This window comes from Bacillus mexicanus (assembly GCF_050445615.1).
Classification (GTDB): domain Bacteria; phylum Bacillota; class Bacilli; order Bacillales; family Bacillaceae; genus Bacillus; species Bacillus mexicanus.
This window is the reverse complement of the sequence record NZ_JBCEYV010000001.1, coordinates 984367-1000570: the sequence shown is the minus strand read 5'-3', so window position 1 is coordinate 1000570 and position 16204 is coordinate 984367. Positions and strand designations below refer to the sequence as shown.

Here is a 16204-nt window from a genome sequence, read left to right as displayed (position 1 = left end):
ATAATCAGCCTGCTCTCTTCTGTTACGTCCGAATAATTTGGAGTGAAAACAATGAAGATAATTGTTCAAAAGTTCGGCGGAACATCGGTAAAAGATGATAAAGGCCGCAAACTGGCTTTAGAGCATATTAAAGAAGCAATCAGTGAAGGATATAAGGTTGTTGTGGTCGTTTCAGCAATGGGCCGAAAAGGGGACCCGTACGCTACAGATTCTTTGCTGGGCCTGCTTTACGGCGATCAGTCAGCAATTTCTCCGCGAGAGCAGGATTTGCTCTTATCTTGTGGAGAGACCATTTCTTCTGTCGTTTTTACAAGTATGCTTCTTGAAAATGGCGTGAAAGCAGCAGCGCTGACAGGGGCTCAAGCTGGTTTTTTGACGAATGATCAGCATACCAATGCAAAGATCATGGAAATGAAACCGGAGCGTTTATTCGGTGTGCTCGCGAATCATGACGCTGTCGTTGTCGCAGGGTTCCAGGGCGCAACTGAAAAGGGTGATACAACAACGATCGGCAGAGGGGGCAGTGATACATCCGCAGCCGCACTCGGAGCAGCTATTGATGCGAAATACATCGATATTTTCACCGATGTAGAAGGTGTGATGACTGCTGACCCGAGAGTGGTAGAAAATGCGAAACCGCTTCCCGTTGTAACATATACAGAAATTTGCAACTTGGCTTATCAAGGGGCGAAGGTCATCCATCCGCGTGCTGTGGAAATTGCGATGCAAGCTAAGGTTCCGATCCGCGTTCGTTCGACTTATTCAAAAGATAAAGGCACATTGGTGACATCGCATCACTCCTCTAAAGTCGGCAGCGATGTTTTTGACAGACTGATTACGGGAATTGCCCATGTCAAAGATGTCACACAGTTCAAAGTGCCTGCCAAAATCGGCCAGTATAATGTTCAGACTGAAGTATTTAAGGCAATGGCTAACGCGGGAATCAGTGTCGATTTCTTTAATATTACACCTAGTGAAATCGTATACACGGTGGCCGGAAGTAAAACAGAAACCGCTCAGAGGATTTTAATGGATATGGGCTATGAGCCGACAGTAACAAGGGATTGCGCGAAGGTATCGGCGGTGGGAGCTGGCATTATGGGTGTTCCTGGTGTCACGTCTAAAATTGTTTCTGCTCTTTCCGAAAAAGAAATTCCGATCCTTCAGTCGGCTGACAGCCATACGACGATATGGGTGCTCGTCCATGAAGCGGACATGGTCCCTGCTGTAAACGCTTTGCATGAAGTGTTTGAACTTTCCAAGTAAATGTGATTGAATCATGATGAGGTGAATAAAATGAATTTCGGAAATGTGTCTACTGCGATGATTACACCCTTTGACAATAAAGGGAATGTAGACTTTCAAAAACTGTCTACACTGATTGATTACTTGTTGAAAAACGGAACGGATTCTTTAGTAGTAGCGGGAACGACTGGAGAGTCCCCAACTCTTTCGACTGAAGAAAAAATCGCGCTTTTTGAATATACGGTAAAAGAAGTGAACGGTCGGGTGCCGGTTATTGCAGGTACTGGAAGCAACAATACGAAAGCTTCTATCAAGCTGACAAAAAAAGCTGAAGAAGCGGGCGTAGACGCGGTCATGCTAGTCACACCGTATTATAATAAACCTTCTCAAGAAGGAATGTACCAGCATTTTAAAGCAATTGCGGCAGAAACGTCTCTTCCGATTATGCTTTATAATGTGCCGGGCCGCACGGTTGCTTCTCTTGCTCCTGAAACGACGATCCGTTTGGCGGCAGATATTCCAAATGTGATTGCGATTAAAGAAGCGAGCGGAGACCTCGAAGCCATTACAAAAATTGTTGCGGAAACGCCGGAAGACTTCTCTGTCTATTCAGGAGATGACGCCCTGACGCTGCCTATTCTCTCAATCGGAGGAAGAGGAGTTGTGTCAGTAGCAAGCCATATTGCTGGCTCTGATATGCAGCAAATGATTAAAAATTATACGAATGGGCAAACAGCTAATGCGGCACTGATTCATCAGAAACTGCTGCCGATTATGAAAGAACTGTTTAAAGCGCCTAATCCTGCTCCTGTCAAAACAGCGCTTCAGCTGAGAGGCCTAGATGTCGGTTCAGTGCGTCTTCCTCTTGTCCCGTTATCCGAGGATGAACGTTTGAGCTTAAGCAGCACGATCAGCGAACTGTAAGAAAAATTTCATACAGTGAAACAAACGCGGTCATTCTCACATTCAGCTGAGTTTGACCGTTTCTTATACATATTGGTTTTCCCTAAACCTTCTGCTTTATCTTGTTTTCTAAATTTACTTTCAGTTATAATAGGAACAAGTGATGATGGACGGGTATGAGATTAGGAGGATATAGATTTTGAAAAAGAAAAATACAGAAAACGTTAGAATTATCGCCCTTGGCGGTGTCGGAGAAATTGGGAAGAACCTGTATGTCATTGAAATTGATTCAGACATATTTGTCGTTGATGCGGGCCTCATGCATCCAGAAAATGAAATGCTCGGTATTGATGTCGTGATTCCTGACATATCATATTTGATTGAACGGGCTGACCGCGTTAAAGCAATCTTTTTAACGCACGGACACGATGAAAATATCGGCGGCGTTTTTTATTTATTAAACAAGCTGTCTGTTCCAGTATACGGAACAAAGCTGACGCTTGCATTGCTCAGAGAAAAATTAAAACAATACGGCCATAACCGAAAAACCGATTTAAGAGAAATTCACTCCAAATCTGTCATTACGTTTGAATCAACAAAAGTATCGTTCTTTAGAACGATTCACAGCATCCCTGATTCTGTAGGTGTGAGTCTTAAAACATCACTTGGCTCTATTGTATGTACGGGAGACTTTAAATTTGACCAAACGCCTGCACTTAACCAAACGTGTGACATTGGAGAGATTGCCAAGATCGGCAATAGCGGCGTACTCGCTCTGCTTTCCGACAGTGCAAATGCGGAGCGCCCGGGATATACACCATCGGAAGCGGCTGTCAGCGGAGAAATTTCAGATGCCCTGTATAATTCAGTGAACCGGGTAATTATTGCTGTTTTCGCTTCGAATATTAATCGAATTCAGCAAGTCATTCATGCAGCAGCACAAAATGGCAGAAAAATTGCCGTTGCCGGAAAAAATCTTCAATCTGTTCTGCAGCTGGCTAGAAAGCTCGGATATATTGAAGCAGATGATGAATTGTTTATTTCTGTACAAGATGTCAAGAAGTATTCGAAGCGCGAAGTGGCCATTATTACGGCCGGGAGTCAAGGTGAGCCGTTAGCCGCTCTGACAAGAATGGCAAACAAAGCCCACAAACAGCTCAACATCGAAGAAGGGGATACGGTTGTTATCGCGTCAACACCAATCCCTGGGCAGGAACTTATTTATTCTAAAACAGTAGACCTTCTCGCGAGAGCCGGCGCACAAGTCATCTTTGCTCAAAAGCGTGTTCATGTATCTGGCCACGGCTCACAAGAAGAGTTAAAGCTGATGATCAATCTGCTTAAACCAAAATATTTAATTCCCGTAAACGGCGAATACAGAATGCAAAAAGCACATTCAAGAATCGCTGAAGAAATCGGCATGAAGCGCAGCGACATTTTCTTAATTGAAAAAGGCGATGTGGTTGAATTCCGCGGTCAAAACGTAAAAATCGGGGATAAAGTTCCATACGGCAATATTTTAATCGATGGTTTAGGTGTCGGTGATATCGGCAATATCGTATTAAGAGACCGCCGCTTGCTTTCACAGGACGGAATTTTAATCGTTGTTATTACACTTGATAAACAAAAGAAACATCTTGTATCAGGACCAGAAATTATCACTCGCGGTTTTGTTTATGTAAGAGAGTCTGAAGGCCTGATTGTACAGGCGACTGAGATTGTCCGTTCTATCGTGACAGAAGCGACTGAAACATCAAATGTTGAATGGTCAACGCTGAAGCAGGCGATGAGGGATGCTTTGAACCAATTCCTTTATGAAAAAACGAAACGTAAACCGATGATCATCCCAATTATTATGGAAGTATAATATCTATCTGAAGACCGGAGTTGCTCCGGTCTTTATTTTTTGCCTTTTAAGCCGGGGATTGAATTGAATATCTTTGTTCATAATACAAAGAGAAACTCGGAAAGGGTGAAAGCGAGATGGATCATCGTATAGAAAACAAAGAAGAAGAGCGTCCTGAAAAAAATGATGCGAAAGACAGCATTATGAATAAAATACAGCAGCTAGGTGAAACGACGCTTCCACAGCTGCCCCAAGATACCAATATTCATTGTCTGACCATTATCGGACAAATAGAAGGTCATGTTCAGCTTCCTCCGCAAAATAAAACAACAAAATATGAGCACGTCATCCCGCAGATTGTGGCAATTGAACAGAATCCCAAAATTGAAGGACTGCTGATCATATTAAATACTGTCGGAGGAGATGTTGAAGCGGGTCTCGCAATAGCGGAAATGCTGGCATCATTATCAAAACCGACTGTTTCCATTGTGCTTGGCGGTGGGCATTCCATCGGTGTTCCGATTGCAGTATCATGTGATTACAGCTATATCGCTGAAACAGCCACGATGACTATTCACCCCGTTCGTCTGACAGGACTGGTGATTGGCGTGCCGCAAACCTTTGAATATTTGGATAAAATGCAAGAAAGAGTCGTGAAGTTTGTGACAAGCCATTCGAATGTAACCGAAGATAAGTTCAAAGAGCTGATGTTCTCAAAAGGAAATTTAACACGCGACATCGGAACAAATGTAGTCGGTAAGGATGCAGTTGAATACGGACTGATTGATCATACGGGCGGCGTCGGGCAGGCGATCAAGAAACTGAATGAGCTCATTGAAGAAGCAAGAGCAGAAGAAGGACGGATGATTCAATGATTTTGTATACAGTGATGCCGCAGGAAATTATTTTTGCTGAACAGAACCAACAGACTAGCGCGCATGAGCAAATTGAATATCGAGGCGTGCCGCTTCTTGTCGAGATGAAAGGCAAAGAAGCAGAAGTCATTCAAATCATGAGCACAAATCCGATGCATTTTCTGCACCCGGACATTTCCCCGGGACAAAAGCTGAAATTAAACGTATAAGATCCATCCCTTTTTTAAGGGGAAAATATGCTATAATAGGGGAATCCTACAGAAAAATGCAGCCTGTAAAACGGCTGCTTTCTTCATTATGAATGAACTTACATTTTTTAACGCAGTAAGGTGATGAGTGTGGCAAAGAAAAAAAGAAAATCTAGAAAAAAACAGGCAAAGCAGCTCAATATAAAATATGAACTCAACGGATTGCTGTGTATAGCCATTTCAATTATCGCGATTCTTCAGCTGGGGGTAGTCGGGCAAACCTTTATCTACTTGTTCCGCTTTTTTGCTGGAGAGTGGTTTATTTTATGCTTGTTAGGTTTATTGGTGTTAGGAGTCTCGCTGTTTTGGAAAAAGAAAACGCCAAGTCTATTAACGAGGCGAAAGGCCGGGATGTACTGTATTATCGCAAGCATATTACTTCTTTCTCACGTGCAGCTGTTTAAAAACTTGACGCATAAAGGGTCTATTGAATCCGCAAGCGTTATACGCAATACCTGGGAATTGTTTTTAATGGATATGAACGGAAGCTCCGCTTCACCTGATTTAGGCGGAGGGATGATTGGTGCATTGCTGTTTGCAGCTTCACACTTTTTGTTTGCGTCGACTGGTTCTCAGATCATGGCGATTGTTATGATTTTGATCGGAATGATTTTAGTCACAGGGCGCTCTTTGCAAGAAACACTGAAAAAGTGGATGAGCCCGATTGGACGCTTTATAACAGAACAATGGTTTGCGTTTATTGATGATATGAAATCCTTTAAAACAAATGTGAAGTCATCCAAAAAAACGAAAGCGCCGAGCAATAAACAAAAACCGGCACGCAAAAAACAGCAAACGGAACCGGAGCCTTCTGATGATGAAGAACAGGATTCGGAAACTGTACCGCCTCTTATTCATTCAGAGCCGATTATTTCAAGCTTTTCAGATCGTCAGGAACGTGATGAATCTCCAATCATAGAAAAACGAGCTGAACCTGTATCAGAGCCGCTTAAGGACATCCAGCCTGAAACAGGTGATCAGGAAACTGTTTCAGCTCCCGCTATGACCTTTACGGAGCTTGAAAATAAGGATTATGAGATGCCATCACTGGATTTATTGGCAGATCCGAAGCATACAGGACAGCAGGCAGATAAAAAGAATATTTATGAAAATGCGAGAAAGCTCGAGCACACCTTCCAAAGCTTTGGCGTCAAGGCGAAAGTCACACAGGTTCATCTCGGGCCGGCCGTAACAAAATATGAAGTGTATCCTGATGTCGGAGTGAAGGTTAGTAAAATTGTCAATTTAAGTGACGATTTAGCGCTGGCACTTGCTGCAAAAGATATTAGAATCGAAGCGCCAATACCAGGAAAATCAGCAATCGGAATTGAAGTGCCGAATGCAGAAGTGGCGATGGTTTCACTGAAGGAAGTATTGGAATCTAAATTAAATGACAGGCCGGACGCAAAGCTTTTAATTGGACTCGGCCGTAATATTTCAGGTGAAGCTGTACTGGCTGAGTTAAACAAAATGCCCCATCTTTTGGTCGCAGGCGCCACCGGGAGCGGGAAAAGTGTCTGCGTCAACGGCATTATTACAAGTATTTTGATGCGCGCGAAACCGCATGAAGTAAAAATGATGATGATCGATCCTAAAATGGTAGAGCTGAATGTCTACAATGGGATACCGCACTTGCTCGCTCCCGTCGTAACCGATCCGAAAAAAGCGTCACAGGCATTGAAAAAAGTTGTCAATGAAATGGAGCGGCGGTACGAATTATTTTCTCATACGGGCACAAGAAATATTGAAGGATACAATGATTATATAAAACGCGCCAACAATGAAGAAGAAGCGAAACAGCCAGAGCTGCCCTATATCGTTGTCATTGTAGACGAGCTTGCTGATCTCATGATGGTCGCTTCATCTGATGTGGAGGATGCGATTACGAGATTGTCTCAAATGGCGCGGGCTGCCGGCATCCATCTCATTATTGCGACACAGCGGCCTTCGGTAGATGTTATCACAGGGGTCATCAAGGCGAATATTCCATCACGAATCGCGTTCAGCGTATCTTCACAAACAGATTCAAGGACGATTCTGGACATGGGTGGCGCTGAGAAACTGCTTGGCCGCGGTGACATGCTGTTTTTGCCTGTCGGGGCTAATAAACCTGTTCGCGTGCAGGGAGCATTTTTATCCGATGACGAAGTGGAGAAGATTGTCGACCATGTGATTACACAGCAGAAGGCGCAATATCAGGAAGAAATGATTCCTGAGGAGATAACAGAAACTCATTCCGAGATTACAGATGATCTTTATGATGAAGCTGTTGAATTAATTGTTGGCATGCAGACGGCATCTGTTTCAATGCTGCAAAGAAGATTCAGAATCGGTTATACGAGAGCGGCGCGCCTGATTGACGCCATGGAGGAACGGGGTGTTGTCGGGCCGTATGAAGGCAGCAAACCTAGGGAAGTCTTATTATCAAAAGAGAAATATGATGAACTCTCTTCATAAATGAAGAGAGTTCAGTTTTCTTCGGTTATCAATAATAACATTATGTAAACTGAAAAACCTTTCTATTTATTTTTTCGACAAAACATGATATAGTTGTCCCAATTGTTCAATAATTTATCGAAAGTGGTTTACGGAGGGGAAACATGTCAACAAAAGCTGATAATCGGCACTTGTATTTGAAAGTAATTGAACGGATGAAAGAAGATATTAAAAATGGCATCTACACTGAGAAGGAAAAACTGCCTTCTGAATTTGAGCTTTCTAAAAAGCTCGGTGTCAGCAGAGCGACGCTTAGAGAAGCCTTGCGGATACTGGAAGAAGAGCATGTGATTATCAGAAGGCATGGTGTAGGCACTTTTGTCCATTCTAAGCCGTTATTTCTTTCGGGCATTGAACAACTGAACAGTGTAACAAAGATGATAGAACAGGCAAATATGACGCCTGGAACGATTTTTTTATCATCACAAGTGCTTATGCCGTCTGAAGATGATATGAACAGATTTCAATTGTCAGGCGGACAAGAAATTTTTTATCTCGAGCGAGTCAGGACAGCTGACGGACAGCCGATTGTCTATTGTATAGACAAAATTCCGATGAATATTTTACCGAATTCTTTTTCTCATCAACAAGAATCGATGTTTGACCTGCTTGAGAAAAATTCTGGCTCCGTCATCAGCTATGCTGTGACTGATATTGAACCGATCGGCTATCATGATACCATTTCTCCAGTGCTGGAATGCGATCCGGAAACAGCTCTTTTGCTGTTAAAACAAACCCACTATGATCAGCACGATCAACCGGTGCTTTATTCATTAAATTATTTTAGAGCAGATAAATTCAGATTCCATGTTTTACGTAAACGATTCTAAAACAGGCACTGTCATGTGTCTGTTTTTTTATTTGCACTGATTCATGTTTCTTTGTACATACTTTCACACCGGTTAACGCAATATATAAGGGATGACAAGAAAGTGAATGGGTGAAAATGTTGCGAGAGAAAAATGGAATGAAAAATATTATTGCTTTGTCTTCCGTACCGCTTGTGATGACACTTGGGAATTCCATGCTGATACCTGTTCTTCCAATGATGGAAAGAAAGCTGTCAGTAACTTCATTTCAGGTGTCTTTAATCATAACTGTCTATTCAGTAGTAGCCATTGTTTGTATTCCGATTGCCGGCTATTTATCGGATCGGTTTGGGAGAAAAAAAGTATTGCTCCCATGCCTTCTTATTGCAGGATTAGGCGGGTTGGTAGCTGCTTTTGCCTCAACCTATATGGAAAATCCCTATGCTATGATTTTGGCGGGACGGGTTCTTCAAGGGGTCGGCTCTGCGGGTGCTGCTCCTATTGTCATGCCGTTTATCGGTGATTTGTTTCAGGGAGACGATGAAAAGGTCAGCGCCGGCCTTGGTGATATTGAAACTGCCAACACGTCAGGGAAGGTATTGAGCCCCATACTTGGCGCCTTGCTTGCTTCCTGGTACTGGTTCGTACCGTTTTGGTTTATTCCGTTTTTCTGTTTGATCAGCTTTTTGCTCGTGTTGTTTCTAGTGGCCAAGCCTGAAGAAGATGAGGACGCGCCAGCGGTTTCTGAATTTATTAAAAGTGTGAAGAACATCTTTAAACAGGATGGTCGCTGGCTTTATACGGTTTTTATTATCGGATGTGTGATTATGTTTTTGTTATTTGGCGTATTATTTTATTTGTCAGATACGCTGGAGAACAAGTATGCCATTGACGGAGTGGCTAAAGGTGGGTTACTGGCAATTCCACTGTTATTTTTGTCAACCAGTTCATTTATAGCCGGCAAAAAAATCGGTAAAGATAAAGGCCGAATGAAATTTTGCGTTGTTACAGGCATGACTCTGTTAACCCTGTCGTTTATTGCCTTGTGGTGGAACCACAGTTTTTATTTTTTATTTGCCTTTTTAAGCTTTGGCGGGATTGGGATTGGAATGGCGCTTCCTGCTCTGGATGCACTGATAACCGAAGGCATTGAAACTGAGCAATGCGGAACCATTTCCTCCTTTTACAATAGCATGCGCTTTATAGGAGTAGCTCTCGGTCCGCCTGTGTTTGCGGCATTAATGTCACATGCAAACTGGCTGATTTTCATTCTATCGGCGTTTTGCAGTATCATCGCTTTATTCTTAGTGATTTTTACTGTGGATGCTAAAAAAAGTGAAAAAGAAGATAAAAACTTAGGGACGGTCTAGCCAGCCGTCTTTTTTTGCTGTGCTATTGCGGAAATCCTTCTCTCTTGCCGTGCCATCTGTCGTTCTGACAGCTGCAAACAGAGGGCCTTTATATACATCTCGTCCCAGTCGGGCGGAGGTTATTGTTTCCTTATAAATCCTACAGTTGCTATAATTACATGAAAGAGTGTTTCTGCGGATGCTGAAAATTGGTCATAATACATACTAATAAGAAATGAACGAAGGAGGCTCCATATGTCATTTGTAAATGAAATCAAAACAAAGCACGGCGGTTTAACCGCACACATTGTAGAAACAGAAAAATTCAAAACCGTATCGCTTATTTTTAAAATGCTTGCGCCGCTGACAAAAGACCAGGTCACGAAAAGAGCGCTGCTTCCGCATGTGCTTCTTCGCGGAACAAAAAGCCACCCGAAAACCTCAGAATTGCGTTCTTATTTGGATGAACTGTACGGCACGTCCGTTTCTGCGGATCTTTCGAAAAAAGGAGAGCGGCACGTTATTACGTTCAGGCTGGAAATCCCGAATGAAAAATATTTAAAAGACCAAACGCCGCTTCTTGAAAAAGGGCTGCAGCTTCTTGCAGAAATCGTCTTTTCACCTGCTTTAGAGGGAGGCGCTTTTCAATCACAATATGTTGCTCAAGAAAAACGCACACTCAAGCAACGGATCCAAGCAGTCTATGACGATAAAATGCGTTACTCGAATTTAAGGCTGATACAGGAAATGTGCAAAAATGAGCCTTATGCCCTTCATGTCAATGGTGAAATCGATGATGTCGATGCTATTACAGCAGATCAATTATACGAAACATACCAAAGCGCGATCCAAAGAGACCAACTTGATCTTTATGTCGTTGGCGATGTGGACGCAAATCAAGTGCAAAGTACAATTGATAAGTATTTCCAAACTGAAGAGCGCGCCCTTCGCTCAATTGAAAACAATCACGCCGAGCAAAAAGCCGAGCCGAAAGAAGTGATTGATGAAGAAGATGTCAAACAAGGAAAGCTGAATATCGGCTACCGAACCAACATCACTTATACGGATCTGGATTATCCTGCTTTGCAAGTGTTTAACGGATTGTTCGGCGGCTTTTCTCATTCCAAGCTTTTCATCAATGTGCGGGAAAAAGCCAGTCTTGCATATTACGCCGCTTCGCGAATTGAAAGTTTTAAAGGTATGTTAATGGTGATGTCGGGGATTGAAGTGCAAAATTACGAACAGGCTGTTTCTATTATCACTGAACAATTTCAAGCAATGAAAAACGGTGATTTCAGTGAGCAGGACATCGCTCAAACAAAGGCAGTCATTCGGAACCAAGTATTGGAGACGATTGATACTGCGTACGGTTTATCTGAATTTTTATATCAGCAGGCCGCTGCCCAAGTCGACATCCATATTGAAGATTTCCTCGCCAATATTGAGCAGGTCACAAAAGAGGATATCGTAAAAGCCGCTGAAAAGATTCAGCTTGATACGACATATTTCTTAAAAGGGACGGAGGGTGCATCTTGATCAAACCAATCGAATATGAACAGCTTCAGGAGACGCTGTACCATGAAAAAATGCCAAACGGCCTTGATGTTTACGTGTTGCCGAAAAAAGGCTTCAACAAGACATATGCCGTTTTTACAACAAAGTACGGTTCTATAGATAATAAGTTTGTTCCATTAGGTAAAAACGAGATGTCTCACGTGCCGGACGGCATCGCCCATTTTCTTGAGCACAAACTGTTTGAAAAAGCAGATGGAGATGTTTTTCAAGATTTCAGCAAACAGGGGGCTTCTGCCAACGCGTTTACGTCATTTACAAGAACTGCTTATCTTTTCTCAAGCACATCAAATGTAGAACGCAATTTAGAGACGCTTATCGATTTCGTTCAGGACCCTTATTTTACTGAAAAAACGGTTGAAAAAGAAAAAGGGATCATCGGTCAGGAAATTAACATGTATGACGATAATCCAGATTGGAGGCTTTACTTCGGACTCATTGAGAACATGTACAAAGAGCATCCTGTCAGAATTGACATAGCGGGAACAGTGGAAAGCATATCACATATTACAAAAGATCTTCTTTATGAATGCTATGAAACGTTTTACCACCCGAGTAACATGCTCCTCTTCATTGTCGGCCCTGTAGACCCTGAAGCGATCATTTCTCAGGTAAGAGAAAATCAGAAAACAAAGCCGTACACAGATCAGCCTGAGATCAAACGAGAAGAAGTGAAAGAGCAAGAAGCGGTTTTTCGAAAAGAAAAAGAAATCAAAATGAACGTGCAGGGGCCGAAATGCCTTGTCGGGCTGAAATCAAAGAACCCGTTTAGATTAGGCAAAGACTTGTTAAAGCATGAACTTTCCATGAACTTATTGCTTGAATCTTTATTTGGCAAAAGCTCCGCCCAGTACGAATCACTTTATGAAAAAGGGTATATTGACGAAACATTCAGCTTTGATTTCACTGCTGAACATGGATTCGGCTTTGCGGCAATCGGCGGCGATACGCCGGAGCCGGATCAATTGGCTGAAGACATCTCCGGTATGCTTCTGCGTGCCAGTGAACTGATTACTGCTGAAAAGATTGAACTTGCCAGAAAGAAAAAGATCGGTACATTCTTAAAAGCATTGAATTCACCTGAATACATTGCTAATCAATTTACCCGTTATGCTTTCTTGGATATGAGCCTGTTTGATGTTGTAACGGTTCTCGAGCGAATTACATTCGAGGACGTCCAGAACGTTATACAAGAGGAAATTGCTGCAGACAGACTGACTGTCTGCAAGGTTGTTCCTAAATCATAAACAAAACATCCCTCCAGTGCGAGGGGTGTTTTTCTGCGGAAAGAAGGAAAGAGGATGAACAAAACAGCACTAGTCACCGGAGCAAGCGGCGGCATTGGTAAAAGCATCAGCGAAACCCTTGCGGCAGCGGGATATAATCTGCTGCTGCATTACAATACCAATCAAAACGCGGCAGCAGAGCTTGCAGAAAAATTAACAAAGACGTTTGGTGTACATGCAGGGATTTTGCAGGCCGATTTGTCCGCGCCAGAAGGGGCGGACAAGCTGACAAATTCAATTAATCAGCCGATTAATGCGATTGTGTTAAATAGCGGCAGAAGCCATTTTGGGCTGATTACCGACGTGGATAATACAACGGTTCAGGAAATGGTTCAGCTGCATGTGGCGAGCCCGTATATGCTCACGAGAAACCTTCTTCCAGACATGATCCGAAACAAATCAGGAGCGATTGTGGCGGTCAGCTCGATCTGGGGAGAGACTGGAGCATCTTGTGAAGTGCTGTACAGCATGGCAAAGGGGGCTCAGCATTCGTTTGTAAAAGGGCTGGCCAAAGAGCTCGCGCCAAGCGGCATCAGAGTAAACGCTGTAGCGCCAGGTGCGGTTGATACAAATATGATGAATCAATTTACTCCAAGTGAAAAAGAAGAGATCGCTGATGAGATCCCGATCGGCCGGCTGGCGAAGCCGCAGGAAATTGCTGATGCAACAGCGTTTCTCCTGTCTGAAAAAGCGTCATATATTACAGGTCAAATTCTGTCGGTCAATGGCGGCTGGCACTGCTGATCTGAAAATATTCAGTGTATAGTTTCTTTTGTGGAGGACACAATAATCTTGTAACTTCACATGAAATGGAGGAGACGAGCATGTCAGTTTTAGAAAACTGGGATCACTGGAAAAACTTCCTTGGTGACCGTTTGAACTATGCGCAAGATAAAGGTATGAGCCAGGATACGATTACAGATCTTGCGACAGAAATCGGCAGTTACTTGGCTAATGAAGTGGAATCTAAGAATGAGCAGGAAAAAGTGCTTGCAGATCTTTGGAGTGTAGCATCAAAAGATGAACAGCAAGCCATTGCCAATATGATGGTTAAGCTTGTTGAAAATAACAGCACTCACTAGGAAGAGAGGATATTTTTCCTCTCTTTTTTATGTTTTCCTCATCACAGCAACATTCTTCTTTCTAATTAGAGTAAAATGCTTTATGATAAAAGGAGGTAAAATTTTGCCACAATGAAGGGGGTATATCATTTGGCAAAGCTCGAATGGTATTTTGAATATGAAATTCAAGTGAACCGTCCCGGATTGCTCGGGGATATTTCATCTCTTCTTGGGATGCTTTCTATTAACATCGTAACGATTAACGGCGTCGATCTTTCCAGAAGGGGAATGCTCCTCAGGTGCCGCCATATAGATCAAATTAAACGATTAGAATCAATCTTAAAAACGATGGAAACAATTAAAGTAACGAAGATGCGGGAGCCGAGGCTTCGCGACCGTCTTGCCGTACGTCACGGCCGGTATATTCAAAGGGATGCCGATGACAAGAAAACGTTTCGTTTTGAACGGGACGAGCTTGGCTTACTTGTCGATTTTATGGCCGAACTGTTCAAGAAAGAAGGCCATAAATTAATCGGAATTCGCGGTATGCCGCGTGTCGGGAAAACGGAATCGATTGTGGCCTCCAGTGTGTGCGCAAGCAAAAGGTGGCTTTTTGTGTCATCAACTTTGCTGAAGCAAACGATAAGAAGCCAGCTGATTGCCGATGAATACAGCACTGAAAATGTCTTTATTGTTGACGGAATTGTGTCCACACGAAGAGGGTCAGAACGCCATCTCCAGCTGGTCAGAGAAATCATGAGGCTGCCTGCAACAAAAGTGGTGGAGCATCCAGATATATTCGTTCAAAATACAGAGTATACACTCGATGATTTTGATTATATTATTGAACTGAGAAATGACCCTGATGAGGTTATTACATATGAACATGCCGAGGAACCCCAAATATTTGATCAATCCGGGTTTTCAAGCTTTGATTTTTAAAATTGGAAGGTGTTTGTTGTGACTGAACTAGGAATCCGGCTCAAAGAAGCCAGAGAGGAAAAAGCAATGTCATTGGATGATCTCCAAGCGGCAACAAAGATTCAAAAAAGGTATTTAACTGCCTTGGAAGAAGGAAACTATGACATTATTCCGGGGAAGTTTTATGTTCGGGCATTCATCAAGCAATATGCAGAAGCCGTTGGGCTGGATGCGGATCAGCTGTTTGAGGAGCATAAAAAAGATATCCCCAATACGTACCATGACGATGTGTCTGAAAAGATCTCCGGCATGAATCTTCAAAAAGAAATGCCAAAGCCAGCATCTAAGGCGCTTGAGCTGCTGCCAACAATACTTGTGATTCTCGGTGTGATTGTCGTGATTGCGATTATATACGCGATCATTCAATTTGCGAATCATAAAAACAGCGATGATCACAATGCGGCATCTGAAAAATCAATTACGCAAAGTGAAAGCAAGTATGAAATCCCTAAAGATTCAACCTTAAAAGAGAATCAAAATAACAGCTCTGAAAAAAAGCCAGACGCTAAAAAAGAAACAAAAGAAAAACAAGATAAAAAAGAAGAAAGTGACAGCAGCAAACTGGATATTAAAGCGGCTGGCACTGAAGGATCGTTAACGACTTATGAAGTGTCCGGCGCTGATAAAATCGAGCTTGAACTAAAAGCATCAGACAGCTCTTGGGTTCGAGTGCGCGATGAAAACAGCAGCTCGTTAAAAGAAGGGACGCTTAAAAAAGACGAAACCTTTAAAAAAGACATAACAGATCAGAAACAAGTTGACATCCGCACTGGATATGCACCTAATCTGAAAATAAAAATCAACGGTAAGGTTCTTTCGTACGAACTTGATCCGAAAAAAGTGATGGCACAAACCATAAAGATTGTAAATAAAAAGGAGGAAAAGTCATCTTGATTACTAGATGACTTTTCTTCACGTCCGAGTATGAAATTGGAGGGGCTTTATGTTTAACTTACCAAATAAAATCACACTAGCAAGAATTGCATTAATCCCGATCTTTATGATTATCATGCTGGTACCGTTTGACTGGGGCAGGCTTGAATTTGGAGACGAATCGATTCCGATCGCACACTTGGCGGGAGCGATTCTATTTATCATTGCATCCACAACAGACTGGGTCGACGGATACTATGCCCGAAAACTGAATCTCGTCACAAACTTCGGGAAGTTTCTTGATCCGCTTGCGGACAAACTGCTTGTATCCGCAGCATTAATTATTCTTGTTCAATTTGAACTTGCTCCAGCCTGGATGGTCATTGTGATTATCAGCCGGGAGTTTGCCGTGACAGGTTTAAGGCTTGTCTTAGCCGGGACAGGAGAAGTCGTGGCTGCCAACATGCTTGGTAAAATTAAAACATGGGCACAAATCATTGCGGTTTCTGCATTGCTTCTTCATAATCTTCCGTTTGAACTTGTGTCATTCCCGTTTGCTGACTTAGCGCTGTGGGTGGCTGTCTTCTTTACTGTCATCTCAGGCTGGGAATATTTCGTTAAAAACTGGGAAGCGCTAAAAACATCTAACTAAGAAAGAAG

Annotated in this window: 15 protein-coding genes; all 15 read left to right on the top strand. The window is 42.7% G+C overall.

Translation table 11 applies throughout. The features are described from left to right. Nucleotides 1-51 precede the first annotated feature (51 nt). Nucleotides 52-1266, top strand: a complete 1215-nt coding sequence (gene dapG / locus AAGG74_RS05315) for an aspartate kinase (protein ID WP_162101662.1) — start codon at nt 52-54, stop codon at nt 1264-1266. Between the two features lie 30 nt (nt 1267-1296). Next, entirely contained in the window at nt 1297-2169 is an 873-nt protein-coding gene (gene dapA / locus AAGG74_RS05310; RefSeq protein ID WP_162101664.1) for a 4-hydroxy-tetrahydrodipicolinate synthase, read from the top strand. A gap of 178 nt (nt 2170-2347) precedes the next feature. Beyond that, nucleotides 2348-4015 carry a ribonuclease J2 gene (gene rnjB / locus AAGG74_RS05305; RefSeq protein WP_162101665.1) on the top strand — a complete coding sequence of 556 codons (1668 nt, stop codon included), beginning with the start codon at nt 2348-2350 and terminating at the stop codon, nt 4013-4015. 116 nt (nt 4016-4131) lie between these two features. Next, the gene (gene tepA / locus AAGG74_RS05300; protein WP_162101667.1) at nt 4132-4869 is read left to right on the top strand and encodes a translocation-enhancing protein TepA; all 738 of its coding nucleotides are present in this window, start codon (nt 4132-4134) and stop codon (nt 4867-4869) included. Further along, complete coding sequence (locus AAGG74_RS05295) at nt 4866-5078, top strand: YlzJ-like family protein (protein ID WP_162101669.1); 213 nt, start codon at nt 4866-4868, stop codon at nt 5076-5078. The genes tepA and AAGG74_RS05295 overlap by 4 nt, the downstream gene beginning before the upstream one ends. Before the next feature lie 129 nt (nt 5079-5207). Further along, nucleotides 5208-7574 carry a DNA translocase SpoIIIE gene (spoIIIE, locus tag AAGG74_RS05290; protein WP_429674732.1) on the top strand — a complete coding sequence of 789 codons (2367 nt, stop codon included), beginning with the start codon at nt 5208-5210 and terminating at the stop codon, nt 7572-7574. 143 nt (nt 7575-7717) lie between these two features. Continuing rightward, the gene (locus tag AAGG74_RS05285) at nt 7718-8443 is read left to right on the top strand and encodes a GntR family transcriptional regulator (protein ID WP_162101671.1); all 726 of its coding nucleotides are present in this window, start codon (nt 7718-7720) and stop codon (nt 8441-8443) included. A gap of 137 nt (nt 8444-8580) precedes the next feature. Next, entirely contained in the window at nt 8581-9792 is a 1212-nt protein-coding gene (gene bcbE, locus AAGG74_RS05280) for a bacillibactin exporter BcbE (protein ID WP_429674731.1), read from the top strand. Nucleotides 9793-10026: 234 nt separating this feature from the next. After that, entirely contained in the window at nt 10027-11307 is a 1281-nt protein-coding gene (yfmF, locus tag AAGG74_RS05275; RefSeq protein WP_162101672.1) for an EF-P 5-aminopentanol modification-associated protein YfmF, read from the top strand. Next, entirely contained in the window at nt 11304-12590 is a 1287-nt protein-coding gene (gene yfmH, locus AAGG74_RS05270) for an EF-P 5-aminopentanol modification-associated protein YfmH (RefSeq protein WP_429674730.1), read from the top strand. The genes yfmF and yfmH overlap by 4 nt, the downstream gene beginning before the upstream one ends. Before the next feature lie 54 nt (nt 12591-12644). After that, nucleotides 12645-13373, top strand: coding sequence for an elongation factor P 5-aminopentanone reductase (ymfI, locus tag AAGG74_RS05265; protein ID WP_429674729.1), 729 nt, complete (start codon nt 12645-12647; stop codon nt 13371-13373). An 80-nt stretch (nt 13374-13453) separates the two neighbouring features. Then, a complete protein-coding gene (locus tag AAGG74_RS05260; protein WP_162101675.1) occupies nt 13454-13711 on the top strand; it encodes a DUF3243 domain-containing protein in 258 nt (85 codons plus the stop codon). A 129-nt stretch (nt 13712-13840) separates the two neighbouring features. Then, nucleotides 13841-14632, top strand: coding sequence for a DUF3388 domain-containing protein (locus AAGG74_RS05255; RefSeq protein ID WP_162101676.1), 792 nt, complete (start codon nt 13841-13843; stop codon nt 14630-14632). An 18-nt stretch (nt 14633-14650) separates the two neighbouring features. Further along, nucleotides 14651-15565, top strand: coding sequence for a cell shape determination protein RodZ (gene rodZ / locus AAGG74_RS05250; protein WP_162101677.1), 915 nt, complete (start codon nt 14651-14653; stop codon nt 15563-15565). A gap of 49 nt (nt 15566-15614) precedes the next feature. After that, entirely contained in the window at nt 15615-16196 is a 582-nt protein-coding gene (gene pgsA, locus AAGG74_RS05245; protein ID WP_162101678.1) for a CDP-diacylglycerol--glycerol-3-phosphate 3-phosphatidyltransferase, read from the top strand. Nucleotides 16197-16204: the final 8 nt, after the last annotated feature.